The sequence below is a fragment of the Iodobacter violaceini genome (assembly GCF_011601265.1).
GTDB lineage: Bacteria > Pseudomonadota > Gammaproteobacteria > Burkholderiales > Chitinibacteraceae > Iodobacter > Iodobacter violaceini.
In genome coordinates this window covers 264,171-284,988 of record NZ_JAAOLX010000005.1, presented here as the reverse complement: position 1 = coordinate 284,988, position 20,818 = coordinate 264,171, and the positions used below count along the sequence as shown (strand labels likewise).

The following is a 20,818-nucleotide window of genomic DNA, read 5'->3' as shown; positions in this document are numbered from 1 at the left end:
CGTAGTAATGACGTAGTATCAAGTAAATATTTTGGAATAGTTTAGCTGACCAAAAAAATACTACGCCGTTACTACGTATAATTATTTCCCAGACGCTTCATTTTCCCTTGCGTTACTCTTTCGTTAAATAAAATTTCCTGTAAAGTAGTCTTTGTTAATACATCTGCATAACCTTTCAAAGAAAACACAGGGAATTTAAAATGACAGTTAAAAATACCCCCCATTCTGCATTGCTGCCTGTAGTGACATTGGCTGCTGTGGCGTTGTTGTCTGCTTGCGGCGGCGGGGGAGGTGGTGGTGACTCTGCACCGTCTGGAGGTAATCCTTCTACGGGCGGTGGTAATGTGGTTGTTCCAACGCCTAACCCAGTTATTCCTCCTCCTGCTTTGGGGGATGCAATGGCATTTTCTAATGATGCGGCTGAATCATTCACTTATGCAGCGCTAGACGGGTTCAATGGGGATTCGTCTGCTGCAGCGGTGGCCACTGGTGATGTCAACGTTCAGAAAATTGAGTTCGGGCAAATCAATCTGAAGACTGCAGATTCGCCATATTTTGCGTTGGCGGCTAATCGGGATGTTTTGATCCGGGTTGCCGTTTCCGGCTCAGTGGCAAACTTAAAAGCGCCTAAGTTAAAAGTCACTATTACTAAAGATAAAGATGGTAGCGAGGTCTTTAGTCAAGTTGTCTCTGCCCGGGATGGCCAGCGTGTGTTGCCTGTCGAAATCGATAAGGCTCCAATTTATTATGCTGCCTATACCACTCGGGATTATGTTGATAATGGTAGTAATGTGGGCGTGTACAAAGATCGTAGCCAGGCAACCACAGAAATCAAAAGCACTTCTTTACCTGATCTGAATCGCAGTTATCTTGTGCGCTGGCCAGCCGGGCAAGTGCTGGCAGAAAAGCTCACTGTTAAGGCTGAAATCGTAACGGGCACTGTGCTGGATAGTAATTCGGCGAACGACGTTAAAACAGCTCAGCTTGAGCCTCGCATTACTAAGCCTTTTAATATGGCCATCGTGCCGATTAATGTGGCTGGAACTCTACCCAATGTACCGAGTGATGAGTTTTTTAGAAAAGAAATTATGAAGTTTTTTCCGGTGGCTTCAGTCAACATCCGTCACCGTGAAACTTGGGTGCCGAATTCGAGTATTTTAGGGGATGGCGTGACGGTTGATCAGCATAAAAATGGTGGCCAAGAAGCAATTACTAAATTGATGGGGGGAAAACCTGGATCGTTCACCTATTTAAGCATAGATGATGGCGTGGAGGTGAACCTAGGTTCAGAAACGAGTGGACCTAATATTGGTAGCTTTAAAGGCTCAATTAGTAAGGAATACTATTTGGGCTTGGCTCGTTCGGATCATTCGGGAGGGATAACCTCAGCAACAGGCACGTCGAGTATCATATCCGATAGTTCATTTGGCATAATGAAAGCGCTATCAAATGAAGTTTGGAATGGTCCTGGACAATCAGATGATATTGCTGTGTGTGGCTCGGTAGTACAAACCACTAAGCTCTATCCTTATGCAGGTGGCAGGATGGGTGGGGCTTGGGGTATTGATTTGGTATCGGAATCAGGAAAAATTAAACTAATCAATCCTAGTTTGCACTTTGATATGGCAGGTTATTGCTCCCCTATTTGGACCTCTGATTATTCAGTGAAAAAATGGATGAGGGATTTCAAATTGGGTGAGCTAGATCATATTAATGAACAGCCACTATCTAAAACTGCGATTGATCCATTTAAGTGGTGGTGATTTTGTTTTAAGTAAAAAACCGCACTTTTGTGCGGTTTTCTTTTACCTATTTAAACAATAGGAATTAAACAAATATGGTTTTATACCATTCCATAGCAAACATAATCAATTGCGGACCTGCCTGCATAAGGTGGGTTATTGTACGATCCTCCCGCACCATATAAAGTGAGTTCATTCGTGTCAATATAAATGTTCCATTTATAATGTAATCGGCCATTAATTGTTTTGGAGTCGCCTGCGTTCATTGTTGGTCCGCCATGAAGAATGTTGGTGTCGCCATTAAATTTAATCTGGCAAGAGGTGAAATAACCTCCAGAGAAAGCACCACCTGGGTCGGCAAACAATCCACCCACATTGCATGCGGGATCACCATTGACATTGGTGCATTTATTCCCGCCGCCATTAAAAATCCACTGGGTTACATACCCTGAGTAAGTAACCCAGTGCCACCCACCACCGCCTTGGCCAACTTTAATTGTCCAGCTACTATAAACAGGATCACCTGCTACAGGGATAGAGCCAGATGAAATGGCTTGTTCGGTGTAATTAGGAGAGGGTGGAGAAGTTGTATTTGGTGGTACGTTTTTGCAAGCATTGCCAGAGTCCGTTCTATCGACGTTTTTACAATCAATCCAACCTGCTTTATCCGCCCATGCTGCTCGATCAGCATCACCCGCTTTATTGGCCCATGCCGCTTCACCTGCTTTATTGGCGTACTGAATGTTGTTCAGCCCACCACCATTTCCGTTGAATTGACCACCAGCGAGAATGTCTTTGTATGCCTTAAGTGTCTCTGCGCTAATGGTATTCCAACCTTTAATTGCACCTTGAACCTCCATATCCATTTCCATCTTGGTCATACCTCTGATGAGGATGTTGCCATTGGCATCAGTGGTATTGCCGTTGATATCAGTTCGGCCAGTGAGGGTGGTGTTGCCATTAATAGAGGCGTTGCCATTAATGACTTGGTTGCCATTAATCGGTGTGCTGCCATCGGTGCGCACGAACTGCCCCCAGCCAGATGACATATAGCCACGGCGGAAAGCAAGCATGCCTGGCTTATTAATGGGGTTGTTAATGCGCCAGTCACCAGCCGTGCCGGTAATCAAGTTCTTTGTGTCTAAACGAGAAAACCCAAAATCAGCGCCTCCATCATGCGCAGCGGATGCCGCACGGGCTGGATCGGGGTCGGTGGTGCCTTGGTGATACACGGGTTCAGAACCCCGAACGATCATTTGTACATCGCAGGCCGGGGGAGTGCAGCCCGCAGGAACAAGCGTCATTTCAATGACAAAATTTCCGCCCATTTTGCCTTTTTCAGGAAAATCAACAGGTAAGTAGTGGGCGGCTTTAAGTTCAGCAATTGATGGGTTGCTGGGATTAGCAAAGCCTGGCACAGGGGCTCCAGATTGCAGCAACGCATATACTTTGGTGAGGTATTGCCCTTCAATGGTATTGCCGAGGTTTTTTAATTGCTGGGCGTAGGTATCAACTCGCCGCTGCTTGCGTTCTTGTGCGCTACTATGGATAAATCCACCTAAGATAATGGCCGTGATGGTCATAACAATCATCATTTCGAGCAGCAAATATCCCCGCTGCTTGCTTTGTATTTTTTTCATATTTTTACTCCTCCTAGAGCAAAGTACGTGATGAATAGGGTTAGCTATTCATCACGTAGTGCAGCGCAGACAAATGTCACTCAGGCTTTAATTAACCTTTGCCAAAAATAAAGGAAACAGAATTAGTTGTACCAACAACGCAGGCTGCATTGATGGTTTCGTTTACCTTTGTTTCTGTTCGTGCTTTAACGGTTGTGCCATTCGCTTTAATCACTTCATAGGAGGCCCCGCCCGTCTTTCCATACTCAATGCATTGCTCTTTATTCATTCCATTATTGGTGATGTTAATGGCATCATTTGCATTAGTTAAAGTATCGGGAGCAATTGTCGTTTCCCCACCAAACCGATTTGTAATTTTGTTGCCACCTAAAATTGTTTCGTCAGGAACTGATTTCAAATTAATGACGGTAGTGGTATCAATGCCCTGTGTATCAACGTTGTTTGTTGTGTATTTAACGAGGCTGGCCTGAATTAAAGATACTTTTTTGGCTTCTCGATCAACGTTGGCTCCTGATTTAAGCATTTTGAAACCCATGATCAGTCCGCCAACAATAATAGAAATAATGACCATAGCAATCATAATTTCAATGAGTGTGTAACCTGTTTGTTTCTTGTTGAAATATTTCATTTTTCTTCCTAGTTGAGATGTTACATTTAAAAAAAATAATAAAAAGTCAAACACCAATTCCAGATTTAAGAGCGGAGAACATTCCAGCAAAGTCAAAAGCCACACCAATAATTACCGAGCCACTGATTAAAATTAGCATTGTTGTAATTGGCTTAAGGGTACTGCGAATAGAATCTAGCATTTGCTCAAATCCTTCATCTCCCAGTTCAGATATAAACTGTTCTGCCTTTTTGTTTTTGTCATAGCGATCAATTCGCGCTATTAAATCTTTAGGCATCAATCCAGTGCTAATAGACTCAGCTAAAGACAGGCCATCCCCAAAATTTTTAGCCATTTTTGCCATATGATCAGCTAGATATGGTGAGCTTTTTTCTTGAATCATTTGTACTGCTTTCTTTGGTGGAAGTTGAGCTCGAATCATGGCTGAAAAAACAATCATGAAATACACACTACAAAATTGACGATAAATCATGTAATGCGGCATAAACTTTTCAGCCACCGCTCGTGTTTTTCCGCGCCAATTACTCATTGACCAAATACTTGCGGCTAAAAGAGAGATAATGACGAATAGCATGCTATAGGGATGATTTTCTAGCGTGTGAAGACAAAAAAGAGAAAAACGTGTTGTAATTCCCATTCTGTCTTCTTTAATTCCAGCCTCCATCAGGCTCGGTGCTATGGCTGTCGCCAATATCCCTAGCCCAACAATACTGATGATAATGAAATATAGAGGAAGCACTAAGCTTTTAGAAATCAATCCAAAAATAGCTTTTCTTGCTTCATTGACTTTAATTGCCCAGCCTAAACTTTCTTCTAAACGGCTGGTGTTTTCACCTACCTCTATTAGCAATAATTCATCAATACTGTAATAACCGCTGAGTGCGTCAGAAACACGAGCACCTTTGCGGCGAAGTTTTGTTTCTAAATCTTCAAATGCAATTGATTTTATGCTTTTTCCATAGAATTCGCTCATTGCCCCGAAATACTGGTGAGTTAATATATTCATTTTCATTTCGGCAATCATATCTTTAAGAACATTAATACGTTTGCCTTTGAAACTTACTTTTGAAGCCCATAATGAGAAAGACATAGAAGTCCCTATTTGTTGACTACAGCGGCAGAGGAAACTGGTTTTGTAACCATTAAATCGGACATTAATTGCTTAGTGTCTTGAGTGCTCTTACTTGATTTTTTTCTGATGTATAACAAGTTAGGTTCAAATTCATGCTCTACTTCACGCGGGTCAATAAGCCCTTGGCTCATTTTAAAAAGTGCAATTTCGTGCGCTGTTTTGCCATTTTGAGAGCTATCCCATAAAGGGGACTTTTGGGACTCCCAATAACGTAAGGCCCCCATTTGATCGTGTTTACTGATTTTCTCTAGCAGGGTGTTGTCAGGCATTAATACGGAGGCGCAGACCGTTCTATCGCTTTCACCTTCAAAGCAGTGGGCACAACCGTGCGAATTCTTGAAGTGCACATCTGACGTCAGATTGCCAAGTAGTGTGGCAACATTTTCCATATAGTCGGAATCAATGATTCCTTCAGCAATGGCTTGTTTTGCGGTTAGTTTGCAGTGCTTGCAAAGTGATCGAACGAGCTTCTGAAAACAAATCAGGGATAAGAAGTCAGGCTGGGTTAGTGTATGTAAATCTAAGCCGATCATGGCACCATTCAGCCGATAGAACGCACCCATTGCTGATTCGGTGTGGAGTGTTGTGAGCGTCAGGTGGCCAGTTGAAACTAAGGCTTCAAAGCCCCCGGCTGTATCCGCTCCGCGAATTTCAGACACCATACAAATATCTGGATCTGCACGCAGGAAGGCTTCGATCAAGAGCGATAGAGCTTGATCTTTTGTTTCCATCTTCCCTGTGGTCTGATCTTCTTTTGGTGTAACTTGATGCTGACTCACACCAAAAAGCTTCACTTCGACCGGATCTTCTGCTGTGCGAATCATCACGCCTGGCGTGGCCATATGCGTGAGGGCAGAATAAAGCGTAGTTGTTTTACCTGCGCCGGTAGGACCACAAAAAACCAAGCCGCCTGATGTTTTTCTCATCGAGAGCGCAATGAGTTCCGCTTGCTCTGGCAAATACCCAAGTTGAATTAGGTCCGATGTAAGGGATTTTCCCTTTTTAATTTTTCCGCCGGATTGCCACAACAATCGCATAATGACGTCGTAGCCTCCCGCAGCTTCGATGGATTGAAAGCGGAGTTGTATTTTTTGAAATACGCCATTTACTTCTACTGAGACAATAATTGAAGTTCTTTTAGATCCACTGGGGGAGAAGCTTGATTTATCATTTGCACCACTTTCAGATTCACCATAAATAGCCCGAATCATATTGGTGGTATGGCCGTAGCTTAATGTACGTGATTGTCTAACTAAACGCCCATCCAGACGAAATAGCAGGCCAACGGAATTATCTCCTCCTTTTTTGAAATCCATATTCGGTTCGCGCACACAAAAATGAATATCAGATGCATTTTTTTCTGCCGCAGATTGGACTATTCCTAAAAACTCCTCAACGATTTCAGAGTCCAATTTTCCTGTAGCGGAAATTGCGCCCTTATCTAGCAGATTTGAGATTGATGCTAGAACCGGGCTGGATACTACGTAGGGCTGAAATGGGGTATTTAATCCAGATTCTTCATCTAGCCAGCGTTTAATAGCCATGACCTCGCCACGCTTTACCTGAGCAAATGCAATAGAAAACAACACAACAGGGGCGCTTTTTGTTTTGAAAATAAAAATATCGTTGGCAGATAAATTACGCAACATGGCACAGCGCGAAAATTCGCTTAATGCGATCGCTTCTGGTTCACGCCCATCCAAATTTATTTCGTTTATATCTGCAATTACTTTTTCCAGCCAGCTGGATTGAATCGATGGACGAGGTGCAATATTTGTTACTTTATTGCTTTCTTCCTTAACCTTTTTTGATGGAAAAAGAGTGGACATAAACAGTGAAATAATAGACATGTGGCAACCTTTATATTTACTTATCGAGCATTGTTGCTTAAACCAATAAATGGCTTAACTGCAAATGGATTGGAATCCGTAACAGCTCGAGGCGCAGTATTTATTTCTGTTACAGGAACTGCAGGTATAGAAGTGTTGTTTGTGCCATTGGCATACATTGTTAATTTTTTGGTTATGGTTCTATTTGTATTGGCAGTCGATTTTCTGGATTTTTTTGCTTTCTTTGTACTTTTTGTATTAAGCGATTTTTCTAAAATAACTTCGTTATCGTTAATAGCGCTGACTGTCCAAGTTTCGAATTTAGAGCCAACACGGATAGGAAGAATGCCACGGTCACCGATTGCAATTTTGGCCATTAAATCTTTGCCGACCCCGTAAATGACGAGGAGTTTTAATTCATCGGTTGCTAAGGCGGTCGTACCCATTAATGGGTTAAATGGTGTCGGTGATACTGAATTAGGTTGCACATTTAATGCAGGAGCTGAAATTGAATTGTTCTCAGCCTTTTTGATCGCTTCATCGAGCTGCTTCAAACGTAATTCCGCGCCCTTATTGGCGATAGCATCTAAATCAACGCCCGCATGAGTAATGCCAGTGAGCAGAAGAAGCGATGCAATGAGTGTTTTGCTGCGCATTTTTATTTCCCTTTTGGAGGAGTAAGGCTGTTTAACAGCTCATCGGCTGGAGTGACTTTTTTAGCCTCAGGCTTCTGTGTCGTAATCAATGACGCTGAAGGAGCTGGTTTTTTGGGGGCCGAGCTGCTGCTTGCAGGATTTTTTGCAGGCAATAGAGCTGCTGCGGCATTTGAGGCTGCTTGCGTAACTGGTTGCTGGGGTGGCAGTACTTGCATCATGGCCAGCGACTGAGTGGTCATTGCAGATGCCGTAGTAGGTGTAAGGGCACTTAGTTTTTTGCTGGTGATTTCACCTGACGCTTCAAACCAAACCCCTTTAGCTGCGAATTTTGCTTCCTTAGCATCCTTCAGGTCCCAGTCAATTGCAGTAGCAAACAAATTTTTTGGAAAGTGAAAAAAACTATCTTTTAGGTACGCAGGGCACTGAATGTTCCAGGCGTGACTGGCCACCTTTATCTTGCTTGCAGAAGGGGAGGCTGCACCAGCAACTGCGCTGGCTGGTCTTGGTGTTGCGACGTCGGGCCAAACGGGTTGGTTTAATTGGATCAATGCTGAGCAGCCATTGTCTTTTGCTCCCTGCAAAGCACGAAGTGTTTCATTTCGATTGGCTTCAAAGAACTGAAGCAACTGATCAGGTGATAAGTTAAGGGGCAGTGTCGCGGCATTGGGGTGTGTAAAGTTCATCGCAACATCTGCATAATCTAGATCATTGACAGTTGCCGTTGCATCCTCAATAGCACCAAAGGGTTTGCTGTAGACTTGTCGCTCATAACGAGCGGTACAACCGAAGTTTGAGCACTTTAAGTCGTTAGGTAGCCAACCATTGTTTTGTTCAGGTAAATGACTTGCAAGCGATGTAACGAGCTCATTAAAGTCTTTGGCTGTTATAAAGCGTTTAGCGTTAAATTGAGTAACGAAAGATGCGGTGTATTGCTCTTCTGCTGTGGGCAGCTTGGCAGCCGCTTTTTTTGCAGCAGCGGCGGCTATTTCAGCTTGGATGCGCTCTTGTTCTTCTACTTCTTTTTCGTAGAGGTAGTAGCCAAATCCTGCTCCGCAAACAAGTGAAACTCCGATGATGGAAAGCAGTGCATTGAAATAAGCTGGCTTACCCAATCGCTTCATTAATGAAAATGACGAGGGGGAGGCGAGGGGATGAACGTCAACAACCTCAACCCCATACACGCTAGTGAGTTCATAGATCATTCCACCGGCAGAAAATAGCGTCGCGGTCGGAAATTTTGCGTGCAACTCAGCGATGAACGCATTGGCCTTGTCAATGGACGCGGCACTGTATACAAAATCAGAGCCTTCGACCGGCACGCCTTGCGCGGTGGCACACACCCACAATTGGTCTTCTGCCAAGGGCAGTACAATAATCGCATCCCGGCCCTGAGCCAGTTCTGTTAGCCACAGCGCTCCTGCAAAGCAGCTTTTAATTGCAAGGTCAGATTTCTTTTTCCGTCCACCTGCAAATCCCAGCATTGGAAAAGGGGTTTTAATTTCAGCGCAAAATAGTGAGTTGGTGCTGCTTAATTGTTCCTTGCGTTGTTTTTTGCTTTTTGCGGGATCAATGTCTAGTGGCAACCAGACTAAACCGATCGCTAAGTTGCTACCCTGGTATTCAACTATGCTCGCCATATGATCACCCTAACCGTTTCAGTTTTCGGGCAGGGCTCATCGAGGCAATGACTTGTGGTAGCAATTGGTTTAAAGCCATTAATGAATCGGCTTTGAAGTACTTGCCTGGTTCCAGTGCTGCATCGTTATCCACGAGCACAGGCGTAATTAAAATCAATAGATTTTCTTCCGCCGCTGTATTGGCGTAACTGCCACCAAAGGTGATCTTTGCATCACGGTTTAATGTGAGGTTGTTCATCGCAGAAAGAACGACTGTTTCTCCCACATTGATGTTGACGGTTTGTGAGGTAGCCCGTCGTGGGACGATAGGTGATTTCAGCGTAGCAACCGCGGTAGGAGTGCTTTCCCAGCCCTGTAACACGGAGGTATCGACGGTGTAGCTCAGTAGCATTTTGTTATTGTCGAGCAGGCGAGGGAGCAGCTGCATAAAGATGCCTGTTGTGACCTGCTTTTGATCGACCGTCACTTGGGTAGAGCCTGAGCCCTGAGCTGATGACGAGCCAACTGAATCGACATAACTTTGTGTTGTGGCCATCGTAAATGGCACTGGGCTGTTATTGATCGTAGTGGCCGTCATGGTCGATTTAACCTCGACGTTTGCAACTTGCTTCAGTGCGTTTATGACCACTGAAGAACCGGCCCAAGGGCTATCTGATCCCGGAGTGACAACGCCATTGGAAGAGACTGGAGCCATGATTGCACCAGAAAGTGAGCCGACTGATGTGGAGTTCAGGCCGCTTGGTGATTTGAGTTTGAATGAATTAAATCCATCGTTATAAATGGCATCCAGACTCAGGCCCAACTCGACGCCATCGCGAGCGGTTACGTTAATTAAATCAATTCGGAAATAAACAGTTCGTGAAATACGACGGTTTTGTTCAGATAGGACTTGAGCGATTTGACGATGAACAACAGGGGTATCTGTGACCGTAACAGTGCCCACCGCCTCGTTCATACTGACGCGGCCGCCAGCAGTCAGGTAAGCCTTAATTTCAGAGTTTAATGCGCCCCAAAAATCGAGCTTGGCGCTACTTTTTTGCTGAACATTAATGACGCTATTACCGCCGCTTCCGCCTTTCGCAGAGGATGTGGCCACATTCCCGCTTGAGTTAAATTCTGACTGGACCTCTTTAATACCAGCCAGCGATTTAACTTCATAAGTCGTCGTTTTATATCGGAAAAACTGCAGCCGATTATCTTTGAATTCCCAGGCAATCCCCAGCCTCGCCGTTGCTGAGTCCAGGAAACCAGCAAGGGAGCCTTTCCAATCCAAGGTGATATTGGCTTCTAAGTCACTGGCCGTATTTGCGGCGGAGATACCTGTATCTTTTCCGTCCCCATTGGGAAGCGTACTGTTTTTGACATAAACATCAGGAGAAATCTCCGTCACAATGCCGGTTGCGCTATGAATAATTTCTGCAGCTGTGGTGAGGTTAATTCTCCCTTCAGACACTAGCCTGACCGGGTGTTGAAATGGCTTTGCAAATACGGCTGGAAGCGATGCCTCTCGTGACAATGGAACAGTCCGGCTGCCAAGATAAGAGCCATTTACCCGTTCAACAGTAGGGCGACTGTTTAGCGTCTCCCTAGCTATTAATGCTGATTTTGCCTGCTCAATTTGTTTTGAGCTTTCGACGCGCTTTTGCTCAACATTCATTGTTGAGCATGCAGTAAGAGAAAGGGCGACAAGGGCAGAAATAGTTGATTTTTTAAACATGAGCTTTGGGGCCTATGGCAATTAATTAGCGGCAGAGAAAACGCGAATGGCTTTGTTTTCTGCGTAAAGGCGGACTCGGATTTTTTGCTGGGGATTGATCGCGTCCATGAACTGGGTAATGACGCTTTCAAACTCACCGCAAAATTCAGCATTACCATCGAGGGCAACATCTGTTGGGTATTCCCAGATGGGTTCTTGCCAGCCCGCCTGACGTGACCAATTTGATATAACCGTGCTTGCTAGCCGGTCTGTTTGACCCACTTTCCAACATTCAGCAGGTTTATCTGCTGCAGATTTTCTGGGAGCTGCCTTCGATGAAACTTGCAGGATGAGGGCTTCTTTTGCCGCCAAAAGATCAACATTTGCCTGCAACTCCTGTGCCTCAATTCCGGCTTTCTTGGCCCGTATTTCAGCTAATTGCGAGTCAATTTTTGCGAGCATCATTTCAGGTGATTGCGTTCCGACCACCTGATTTGAAGGTTGCGAGGTAATTGCTGTTTTTTGTGTTGCTGTGTTTGTACTGGCCAGCGCCCGGATATTTACGCGTGTACCGGAGTAACGAACCGTGGACTGTTCTCCACCAGTGGTTTGAACCTCATAGGCGGGGTAGACACCATCCACAACCAGATACGGCTTCATTAGTTGAGCTGTGAGCGGAACAGTTTTACCTTCGCTATCAACTGTTGCGATCGTTATTTGAGAGGGGTCGCGAAATTGAAAAAATGTTTTCCCCCCGTCATTGAAAACCTGGCTAGGTTTTGCAAAGCGCGAGCCATTAACGCTGTAATTAAATTCGTAGTTACTAATATCTGCAGCCGTCGCCATGCTTGCAAACAGAATGGCCATGATGCTGGCCGCGAATGTCGCCTTTTTCACTAAATGCTCCCTTCGGACCTAGCCGAACGATAATGAGTTATAAATTTGTTGAAATAAGGCTGGTTTTTATTCGGATTTTTGCTGTGGTAGCGCCGAATGGCCTCATTCATGTTTCCGGTACTTCGGTAGTTTTCTCGCAAAATCTGTGCTGCAACTGAAACATTTGTTGAGGGTTGTAATGCTCTCCAAGTTGAGTTGCCAAAGCGCTGTTTGTGATAGGCCCAGTGCACCTGCATCGTTCCGATATCAAAGTTTTCGTTTCCGTTTTTTATGAGTGATTCAGCCGCCCGGAATGCATCCTCTCTACTGCGGAAATACCTGGCCTTACCATTTGCATTGAGTGTCCAAGGCCATGGCCGCCCATTGATACCGGATTCGTTTTGGGCTAGTGCAAACAAGACCGCTGGCTCTATGCCTGCCCGCCTGGCTGTGGCTTCAAATGGGGTCAGCTTTCCTACGCAGGCTGTACCCCATATGCCTTTTCGTTCTGCCACTGCATCATCTTCAAAACTGGCGTATCGATTATCACTGGCTCCAATCAATCCGTTTTTAACCAGCATTTCCCCAACATTGATTGCCCCTGTTTGATTCGTGGCCCAAATGTCGTAACCGCCATTGGCTTTAATTAGCTTTAATTCGTTTTTATCGGCCATTGCTTGCAAATAACTCACGGTGTTTTGATCATTGCAAAGCAGGCGACGAACATTAGCGATCTCAATATTCCCGCCTGAAACGGCAATTTGCAGTGGCGCTGCAAATGCAAAAACAGGGAATAAAAGGGCCGTAGCGAGTAACTGGTAATGCATAATTAAGATTTTCTAAAAACGCTATTGGGAACTACGATGTCTCTCTTAATCTGAATTAGAAATGTTTCACCCGCAGGAACTGCGATGGTAGGGGCCATCTTGGTGTACCTATCCATGCTGCGCTTTGCTACATCGCCTAATGTTGCTCCTGCGCTATTCATTACTATTTGGCTATTGCTGCTTGAGCCATTCCCATTGCTGTTTTTATTTGAAATAACATCTGTGCCAACCTGAATTAACGAGATCGCAAATGCCGCTCTAAACTGAGTCCAGAAATGGTCATCTACATCGCCTGTTAAGCCGCCAACACCCTCAGCATCAGCAGCCGTCATGCCGCCAAGACGAATATCTGCACCGTTAGGAAAAATGATTCGTTCAAATGCCACGGCTACGCGAGTACTTGCCTGATCAATATTGGCATTGCAGATACCCACTACCCGTGATCCAGCGGGAATGAGAACGCGTTGATTGCGCACGGTGTCGTAAACATCTCGTGTTATATGGGCAGTAATTGAGGTTGGTTGCTGGCAGTCAATACGTTGTCGTGTCACTGCCCGGACGATGGATCCTTGGTAAATAGTGTTAGGATCACCCGGACCCTCAGCAACAATGGCCCCTTTGCGGCTGCTTTTGTTCGCATGTTCAACGAATTGAGCAAGGTTTTCATTGTTACCGCCTTCTACTTTGCTTTCGCCAGCCCCCGCACCTTTTTGTAGAAGTGCTAACCGATCATTCAGCGCACTATTTTGAATGGCACCGCCAGCTGGGGTTGTTGCCGCCTGTTGTTGCTTAAGCAATTTAATTTTTAGCTCAGTATCCGAAAGAGTATCTGCATCACCACCTGAGGCTGACGATTTAGCCGCAATTGAAATTAATGGTGATTTCCGTAAATCAACCTGAACTTGTTGTTTTTTCTTCTCGTATTCAGCAGCATCTTCTGTGCCTGAAACTAGACCGAGAGAGCTACCCCCTCCTTTGGTTGGGATGCTGCCCGTCGCGTCAAACTCACCATTTGCTGCATATGGAGAAGGTGATCTTCGTTCTGCGCTCACGCCGCTCGCATTGGGGGTGTTTGCGGCTGCTAATAGCTCATCTAAGGTCTGTTTCTTCTCTATCTTCTGTTCTTCCGCCTTCAGCTGAAGATTGGGGCGAACGTTGTCCTTCGCTTCGGCCTTGCGTGCGGCAACGCGTTTTTCTTTTTCAACTTGAGACAGGCTTTTACTATTTCCGTGAAAAATTTCTATGGCGAGAACAACGAATAGGCCACCTAAAATTAAGCCGATAATGATGTGGGGGATTTTTCGTGAAATTTTCCCCTCCATGAGGCTTTTTTCATCAAGATCATTTTGGATGTTAGCGGACATTACCGGCTCCTCATCCGTGGAGCTACGCGTCTTGACTCGCCACGTTCTCCTCGTTCAATTTTGACTTCCTGTGAGCCGAGTTTGAGCAGTGCGCGTTCAACCAAGCGATTTAAAACGTAATAGTCAGCTCGCTGCGTGTAATCGACGAGCACGGCCCGATCATCGCTATCGACCATAAACATGGCAGGCAGCTCTTGCATGCGTGGTGAAAATTTAATCCAAGTTGATTTGCCATCATCAAAAATTTGTGAAGGCTTGAAATCTGCATCGCCATTAACGTCGTAATTAAAATTCAACGTCTCAATATCGATATTGCGCTCGACGATGGGTTGCTCAATTCGGCTTGATTCCAGCTCATTTGCCTGAGTTTTTGCCGCAGAGACTTGTCGCTGGTAGGCGATCAGTTCTGGGTAATTCCAGCTAACACGCTGAAACCATGTTTGAGAATCCTCTACTGATTTCAAATGCAGCTGATAGGTGCGTTTGCTCGTTACGAGTTGGCCTGATGTACTTAGACCAGCCTTTGTTGGCTTCAAAAAAACTTGTGTGTCTGTATTGGCGGGGATCCACTGTACCGTGTCGCCTAGAATTAACATTTCGAGTGTTTCATCTGGGCTAAGTTGAATGTTGGTAACGCGGTTTGGAGCAGAAATCACGGTATAGCTATTATTTTTATCGAACTGATACACAATCAGCCGAGGATCCGCTGAGAAGCTATTTGGTTTTGCTTCCGCATAGGCGTAACTAGCAGTAAGCAGTGGAAGGGTCGCAATGGCGGTGGCCAGTAAAAATTTTTTCATTGAGTTATGTCTCTGGGTCATCAACAAATTCAAAATGGGTAATGAACATGCCAATTGCATTGTCGAAAATTTCTTTCTTTGTTTTCGGCGCTTCAATTTCATAATGAGCAGTCAATAGCCAGTGATTTACAATCGGCTGATTGCGACTGTCCCTGATTCGCGTAGCAAATCGAACGAATGCTATTTTTTCACTTTTATGAAAAAACACATTTACGTCCTCAACTTCTCTTGTTAGGTTTGGCAATGTTTTTAGAATTTCAGCAATTTTTTGTTTTTTAAGAAAATCTTGAAACTCATCAATTGCCTTACCTCTGACTTTTTTGTATGCGCGAGGTAGGTATTCGGCCTCGCTCAAAACGGGATCAATGGTCATTGCATCCGTTACCCACGCATTCATCAGGTGGATTTTTTCGTTCTCTCCAGGTACATACTTCTGTGCGCTAACCTCGCTAACGGAAACGGTCCCTTTTTTAGAATCAACATTGGCTACATAAAGCTCAGTCGTTTTGAGCGGTGTTAGCCCATTCAGCGCCAGCGCCATTGTTGTAACAATTAACCCTGAAATGCATAAGCCAATAAACTGTCTGCGATTCGTCGTTTTTAGATTTGCAATCAAATCGAGTGTTGGATTCGTCGAATGATCTTTTTCTACTGGATCTGGATGATTGCGAAACGCTATTTCATCATCTGTTTTGGGTTTTTTAAACATGGCGCTTAGAAGGCTTATGGATGGCGTTAGCATGTCATATTTTTAGAATGAAGACGTTTGATAAGTCAGCAGATTTTGGTAGTACTTAGGCATCCAAAACCTAAAGAAAATGGAGTATTTAGATGAAAAAAAACCACTCAAAGAGTGGTTTTTTTGGTTATTAATTTCTGAAATAGGATTTATAAAAAAACATACTTAAAGCACTCCATTTAGACCTAGGGAGCCTCTGCACAAATACTTTTCTCGCGCAATCACCCGTTGTAAGTAATTGATTTCATTGCGAGCCAATCTGGGTTTTTTGATTCGTGCAGAGGTTCCCTGGGAAAATTCCTCATATGGAGCTGCTAGTTCTCAAATAAGCATAAAGGCAACTCCTACATAGTGTAGTACGCAAATCGCACAGTAATCTCTCGCAAGCAAGCCACAGGTTTGAGCCAACTGAAGTGTTTTTGTGCTCACTATTTGAAGGTATAGAACGGATGTTCTGTTATTGTGCTTCACACTGTAGCAAAAACATGAGAAAATATATTTATTCCGTTTTTTACTATTACAAATAGCATGATAATCAATGAGTTACGAAAATGATGGACGATCTAAATGACATTCAGTTGGATTTAGCCCAGTTGATTAGGCTTGCACTTGCCGAGCAAACTGAAGATGTGCGCCTCTTCGTTGCGCGGCTGGTGCGAAAATATCGCAATACTTATCCTGAATTAGCGGAGCAGATGGATTTATATCTACGAGCAAAGACGCCTCGCTCAAGCCCACCAATGCGTAAGGTGATGCAAAAAGCCGTGTCAACACAGGATCTTCCTGTTGATGATGAATCTAGATTGTCGCTGCTTAAAGTCTTTAAGGATGAAACCAATCGAGAGCAACCATTACTCTCACTCGACCTTGAAGAAAAATTGAGTCAATTGATCCAAGAGCGGCATCAAGTGGAGCGTTTAGCATCATTGGGGCTAAATCCAACAAGGTCTGCAATCTTTGTAGGCCCACCAGGTGTGGGTAAAACATTAACTGCGCGTTGGTTGGCCTCACAATTGGGTGTGCCGTTGTATATTTTGGATCTCACTGCCGTTATGAGTAGCTTGCTTGGGCGCAGTGGAAATAATCTGCGAGCTGCTCTGGATTTTGCAAAACGAACTCCGTGCGTATTGTTATTGGACGAAATTGACGCTATCGCGAAGCGTCGTAGCGACGATACAGATATTGGTGAATTAAAACGTCTAGTTACTGTTATTTTGCAGGAGGTCGATGAATGGCCTGCAACTGGTTTACTTCTGGCCGCGACCAATCATGCGGAGTTGATTGATCCCGCATTATGGCGGCGCTTTGATCTGGTTATTAACTTTAAGACACCAGAAATGCAAGCAGTTAAGCAGGCAATTAAACGTTTTCTGGGGCAGGACTTTGCGATGTTTGCCCGTTGGATCGATATCCTGACCTTTGTTTTTAATGGTGAATCATTCAGTGATATAGAACGGGATCTTCAGCGTTTCAGGCGCGCTATCGCGCTTGGTACAGCCTCTGACGCAGATTTAATTGAAGAGTTTGTTAAATCACGCGCACTAATCCTAGAGCGCCAAGAGCGGATTGATTTAGCGGTGTTGCTGGCAAAGCAGACTCGGCTTTCACAGCATGCTATTTCGGATATCACGGGGGTGAGCCGCGATACGATTCGAAAGTATACAACTGAGCAAACCTTAACTAACAAGCAGTCATCGAAAAGGAAGCCTGACGCATGAGTCTAACTAATTTTCTGATAGGACGCGGCGAATTACTGACCCACGATATTAAAGGTCCAAAGCGGATGCCTGGTAAAGCAGAGGTTTATACTCTTGCGCAAGCCGTGCAACGATTGACGCCTCAATTCTCAGCTACTGCTTCTTTGCTCGATGAACTACCGCAACAGGCTTGCCCTAGTGATTTTGGTGTTGCTCGACTAATGATGAATCCAAGCTACATTGCTCGATCATTTTTTCCTGCATCAATGCTGCGCACTGTTGGTTTAGAGTCCGTTGGTAGCCGTACAGTTAAGGTGACCCCTGGTGGGTGGACTAAAAAAGGGATACCTCAGGAATGCACAACGACCGAACTATTTGTTGCGGGTAAGCGACAAGCTTTTCGCCATCTTCAGGACTGGGTTTTGCAAATCGAATCAGAATCTGATGAGGCATTGGATCTGGCTCGCATAGAACAGTTTTCAGCTTTTACGCCACAACAACGACTCATTAACTGTGGTGGCGGGAAGGGAGCTTTCTTTGAAGTTGGCCTTCATTTACTGCCCGATGGAAATCGACTATTTATTCAGCAAGCATTTGTGAAATATGCGAAGGAATTAAGCGTTAAAGTTTATGGCGATCTTGGTTTTACTGCTGGCAGCCTGTGGTTTGTGCCTGTTGAGGGTAAACGAGACGAAATAGAAAAGCTCGCAGAGTTTGTATTTGTGCGTGTTATTCGGCCTGTTCCTAAACTACGTGGCATGCGGCCCGTTCGACGGACTGGCGAAGTTTCGGTTACGTGTAATCTACCCAAAGAACAACCGCTTTCGTCTGAGCCTAAGGTTGCGATACTTGATGGTGGTTTGCCGAAACAACATGCGATTGGTCCTTGGCTGCGTTCATATCGTGTTCTTGATGAAGATGCTCAAGATGACCCCGCAGGTTTAGAGCATGGTCTAGCTGTCAGTTCCGCATTTTTATTTGGCCCGATAGAACCGAATGGCACTGCAGCGCGACCATTTGCATATGTAGATCATCTGAGAGTTCTTGATAAGGATGCTGATTCAGAAGATCCATTGGAACTTTACCGAACTTTAGGTTTTGTTGAGCAGGTCTTGCTTTCACGGCAGTACCAGTTCATCAACCTTAGTCTTGGGCCTGACTTACCTATTGAAGATACAGATGTGCATGCTTGGACATCAGTTATTGATGATTTACTGAGCGATGGCGATACGTTAATGACGGTAGCCATTGGTAACAATGGTCATTTGGATCGTGCTTCTGGTAATGCACGGGTACAAGTTCCTTCAGATTGTGTTAATGCCTTGGCGGTAGGGGCGGCTAATAATACTGATGCTAACTGGGCTCGAGCGCCATACAGTGCTGTCGGACCAGGTAGAAGTCCTGGTGTCGTTAAGCCGGATCTAATGGCCTTTGGTGGTGATGCGAGTAAGTATTTTCACGTGCTTTCGCCGGGAAAGAAAGCAACGCTTTCTCCTCAACTTGGCACTAGTTTTGCATCCCCATACCTTTTGCGCAGCGCAGTCGGAATTCGTGCCATTTTGGGTTCAGAATTATCGCCCCTTGCTATCAAGGCTCTACTTGTTCATGCTGCAGACGCACAGGAACACGACAAATTAGAAGTGGGTTGGGGTAAGGTGCCAGAAGATTTGATGACTATTATCACTTGCCCTTCCGGGGTCGCTCGGATTGTTTATCAAGGTGAGTTAAAGCCTGGCAAATACCTACGAGCATCGCTGCCGCTACCAGAGGGTGGGTTGAACGGCAATATTCGTCTAAAAGCAACTTTTTGTTATGCGTCACCAACTGATCCTCAAGATGCAGCGGCTTATACGCGAGCTGGATTAGAGACGGTATTTCGCCCCAATGATGAGAAAATTAAAGAGGGTAAGGCTAACGCTGACACCAAAGGCTTCTTTGATATGAAGCAATATGCGACTGAAGAAGAGCGTCGTTCAGATATGGGGAAGTGGGAGACAGTACTGCATGGTTCGAAGAGCATGCGTGGAAGTAGCCTGAAAAATCCAGTTTTCGATATTCATTACAATGCACGGGAATCAGGACACAAAGCCAATGGCGCAGAGAAAATCCGCTATGCATTGATCATTACTGTGGAGGCCCCCAAGCATGCTGAACTTTACAATGAGATTTTGCGTGCTTATGCACAAACATTAGTGCCAATTCAGCCGCAAGTATCTCTGCCGATACGTGTTTAGTCGTAGTTGCTGGTCTTAAAAATGCAATTGTGTATTTTTAATGTAAGCGTCCAGCCTTCTCATCTAAATGCCTCTTTTTTTCGTCATGCTGAGGTTTTTATCAAGCAGGAGAATTTATGGGGGATTTACAGAAGCGGTGCAAGGTATGCCTTTTGGAGTCGTGCCAGTAATCGCATTAAACTTCTGTGCTGTGCTGTGCTGTGCTGTGCTGTGCTGTGTTGGTGCGGGCGTGGTTGGCACCGCGACGATTGCATCAAGGCCGGTTTATTTGGCCGCGTAGCGATCGTGAGCTTTTACCTCGGATGCGCATGAATGGCAGTGGCTCACCACCGGCTTGGACTGGCAGTATTTGTTGGCAAAACCCTCTGGATTTTTGTGTGGGTAAATAGGGTAAAACTTAATAAAAATGAGCCTCCATTCATAAAATGAAGGAGGCTCATGTGATTTAGATTGAAATGCCATTCCGCGAAAATGACTCGACGGCTTCAGGTTTCATCCATTTAATAAAGTTTTTTAATGGCTTCCAAGCAGGAATAAACCAGCGCCATTGCGCTCCAATTTTTTCTGCTTGAGCACCAAATGCTTTTGCTTGCTCTTTATCTACGTATGGGACATCAATGTAGGTTTTGTAAGCGACGCCGGAGACAAGCGAGTTTTGTAAATGTCGTTTGTGTTCTGAGGCAAGAAATTGTGTAGCCGCCTGACCATGGCCATTTTTACGCATGGTACTGGCATAGGCATTGGATTGATTATGACTGCGCATTTTAAAAGCTCCGTGGTGAGCGGAGCCCCACCAAGCGGGGGGGCCCGCTTGGGTGAAAAATGTTGTTTCCTGAATGAAAGGCTGCATAAAAGGCACAAAAAAATGACGCCACTTGGCGTCACCATTTCATGATTTTTATGTGGTTAATTAATAAAAATTGAATATCTGATTTGCCGTGCAATATTCTTGCAAGACATAAACCAAAATATCTTAAGATTTGATAATAAAAAAGGACGCTATGCGGCGTCCTTTTTTAAGGTAAAGCTTGTGTGGAGTACATCAATTTCGTTTGAATACGAATGGGTTAAGCCTAAAAGGGCTAATGGTACTGCGTTTTAGCTCACGTTCAGTTCGCGTGTCATTACGATAAAAGCTGATGAATCTTGATTATTCAATAGGATTTGCAAAGTGTCCAGTATTTTATATCGAAATTTATCATTGCAAATGAAGAAGCTTAAGGCACTGCCTGTTAATTACTACGTTAACTTTACGTAGTAATTAACAGGAATCCCTTCTTTAGTGATTATTGATATACGTAGTAATGACGTAGTATTTTAT

Annotated in this window: 16 protein-coding genes; 3 read left to right on the top strand and 13 right to left on the bottom strand. The window is 44.7% G+C overall.

The features are described 5' to 3' along the window. The first annotated feature begins 200 nt into the window (after positions 1-200). The gene (locus HA050_RS11590) at positions 201-1,763 is read left to right on the top strand and encodes a hypothetical protein (RefSeq protein WP_166826089.1); all 1,563 of its coding nucleotides are present in this window, start codon (positions 201-203) and stop codon (positions 1,761-1,763) included. A gap of 80 nt (positions 1,764-1,843) precedes the next feature. Here the strand turns inward: HA050_RS11590 and HA050_RS11585 are convergent, their stop codons facing one another. From HA050_RS11585 to HA050_RS11530, 12 genes are all read right to left on the bottom strand, one after another. Further along, the gene (locus HA050_RS11585; RefSeq protein ID WP_166826086.1) at positions 1,844-3,382 is read right to left on the bottom strand and encodes a pilus assembly FimT family protein; all 1,539 of its coding nucleotides are present in this window, start codon (positions 3,380-3,382) and stop codon (positions 1,844-1,846) included. A 91-nt stretch (positions 3,383-3,473) separates the two neighbouring features. Continuing rightward, a complete protein-coding gene (locus HA050_RS11580) occupies positions 3,474-4,010 on the bottom strand; it encodes a type 4 pilus major pilin (RefSeq protein ID WP_166826426.1) in 537 nt (178 codons plus the stop codon). A gap of 46 nt (positions 4,011-4,056) precedes the next feature. Continuing rightward, the gene (locus HA050_RS11575) at positions 4,057-5,100 is read right to left on the bottom strand and encodes a type II secretion system F family protein (protein ID WP_166826083.1); all 1,044 of its coding nucleotides are present in this window, start codon (positions 5,098-5,100) and stop codon (positions 4,057-4,059) included. Positions 5,101-5,108: 8 nt separating this feature from the next. Further along, positions 5,109-6,992: a GspE/PulE family protein gene (locus HA050_RS11570; RefSeq protein ID WP_166826081.1), complete on the bottom strand. Its 1,884-nt coding sequence runs from the start codon at positions 6,990-6,992 to the stop codon at positions 5,109-5,111. A 20-nt stretch (positions 6,993-7,012) separates the two neighbouring features. Continuing rightward, positions 7,013-7,627, bottom strand: a complete 615-nt coding sequence (locus tag HA050_RS11565; RefSeq protein ID WP_166826078.1) for a hypothetical protein — start codon at positions 7,625-7,627, stop codon at positions 7,013-7,015. A gap of 2 nt (positions 7,628-7,629) precedes the next feature. After that, the gene (locus HA050_RS11560; RefSeq protein WP_166826076.1) at positions 7,630-9,264 is read right to left on the bottom strand and encodes a type 4b pilus protein PilO2; all 1,635 of its coding nucleotides are present in this window, start codon (positions 9,262-9,264) and stop codon (positions 7,630-7,632) included. A gap of 4 nt (positions 9,265-9,268) precedes the next feature. Beyond that, a complete protein-coding gene (locus HA050_RS11555) occupies positions 9,269-10,981 on the bottom strand; it encodes a secretin GspD/PilQ domain-containing protein (protein WP_166826073.1) in 1,713 nt (570 codons plus the stop codon). Between the two features lie 21 nt (positions 10,982-11,002). After that, complete coding sequence (locus HA050_RS11550; RefSeq protein WP_115226472.1) at positions 11,003-11,857, bottom strand: TrbG/VirB9 family P-type conjugative transfer protein; 855 nt, start codon at positions 11,855-11,857, stop codon at positions 11,003-11,005. Further along, complete coding sequence (locus tag HA050_RS11545; RefSeq protein ID WP_166826071.1) at positions 11,857-12,663, bottom strand: lytic transglycosylase domain-containing protein; 807 nt, start codon at positions 12,661-12,663, stop codon at positions 11,857-11,859. The genes HA050_RS11550 and HA050_RS11545 overlap by 1 nt, the downstream gene beginning before the upstream one ends. Positions 12,664-12,665: 2 nt before the next feature. Continuing rightward, entirely contained in the window at positions 12,666-14,027 is a 1,362-nt protein-coding gene (locus tag HA050_RS11540; RefSeq protein ID WP_166826068.1) for a TraB/TrbI/VirB10 family type IV secretion system protein, read from the bottom strand. Then, positions 14,027-14,827 (bottom strand): TrbG/VirB9 family P-type conjugative transfer protein, encoded by an 801-nt coding sequence (locus HA050_RS11535; RefSeq protein ID WP_166826066.1) that lies wholly within the window; start codon positions 14,825-14,827, stop codon positions 14,027-14,029. Before HA050_RS11535 ends, HA050_RS11540 begins: the two co-directional genes overlap by 1 nt. A gap of 4 nt (positions 14,828-14,831) precedes the next feature. Next, positions 14,832-15,569 (bottom strand): VirB8 family type IV secretion system protein, encoded by a 738-nt coding sequence (locus tag HA050_RS11530; protein WP_166826062.1) that lies wholly within the window; start codon positions 15,567-15,569, stop codon positions 14,832-14,834. 548 nt (positions 15,570-16,117) lie between these two features. On the opposite strand from HA050_RS11530, the gene HA050_RS11525 reads away from it, so the two are divergent. Next, positions 16,118-17,284: an AAA family ATPase gene (locus HA050_RS11525; RefSeq protein WP_205836413.1), complete on the top strand. Its 1,167-nt coding sequence runs from the start codon at positions 16,118-16,120 to the stop codon at positions 17,282-17,284. Further along, positions 17,281-19,497, top strand: a complete 2,217-nt coding sequence (locus tag HA050_RS11520; protein ID WP_166826059.1) for a S8 family peptidase — start codon at positions 17,281-17,283, stop codon at positions 19,495-19,497. The genes HA050_RS11525 and HA050_RS11520 overlap by 4 nt, the downstream gene beginning before the upstream one ends. Before the next feature lie 445 nt (positions 19,498-19,942). Here HA050_RS11520 and HA050_RS11515 read toward each other — a convergent pair whose 3' ends face one another. After that, a complete protein-coding gene (locus tag HA050_RS11515) occupies positions 19,943-20,260 on the bottom strand; it encodes a DUF5710 domain-containing protein (RefSeq protein ID WP_166826057.1) in 318 nt (105 codons plus the stop codon). Between the last annotated feature and the right edge of the window lie 558 nt (positions 20,261-20,818).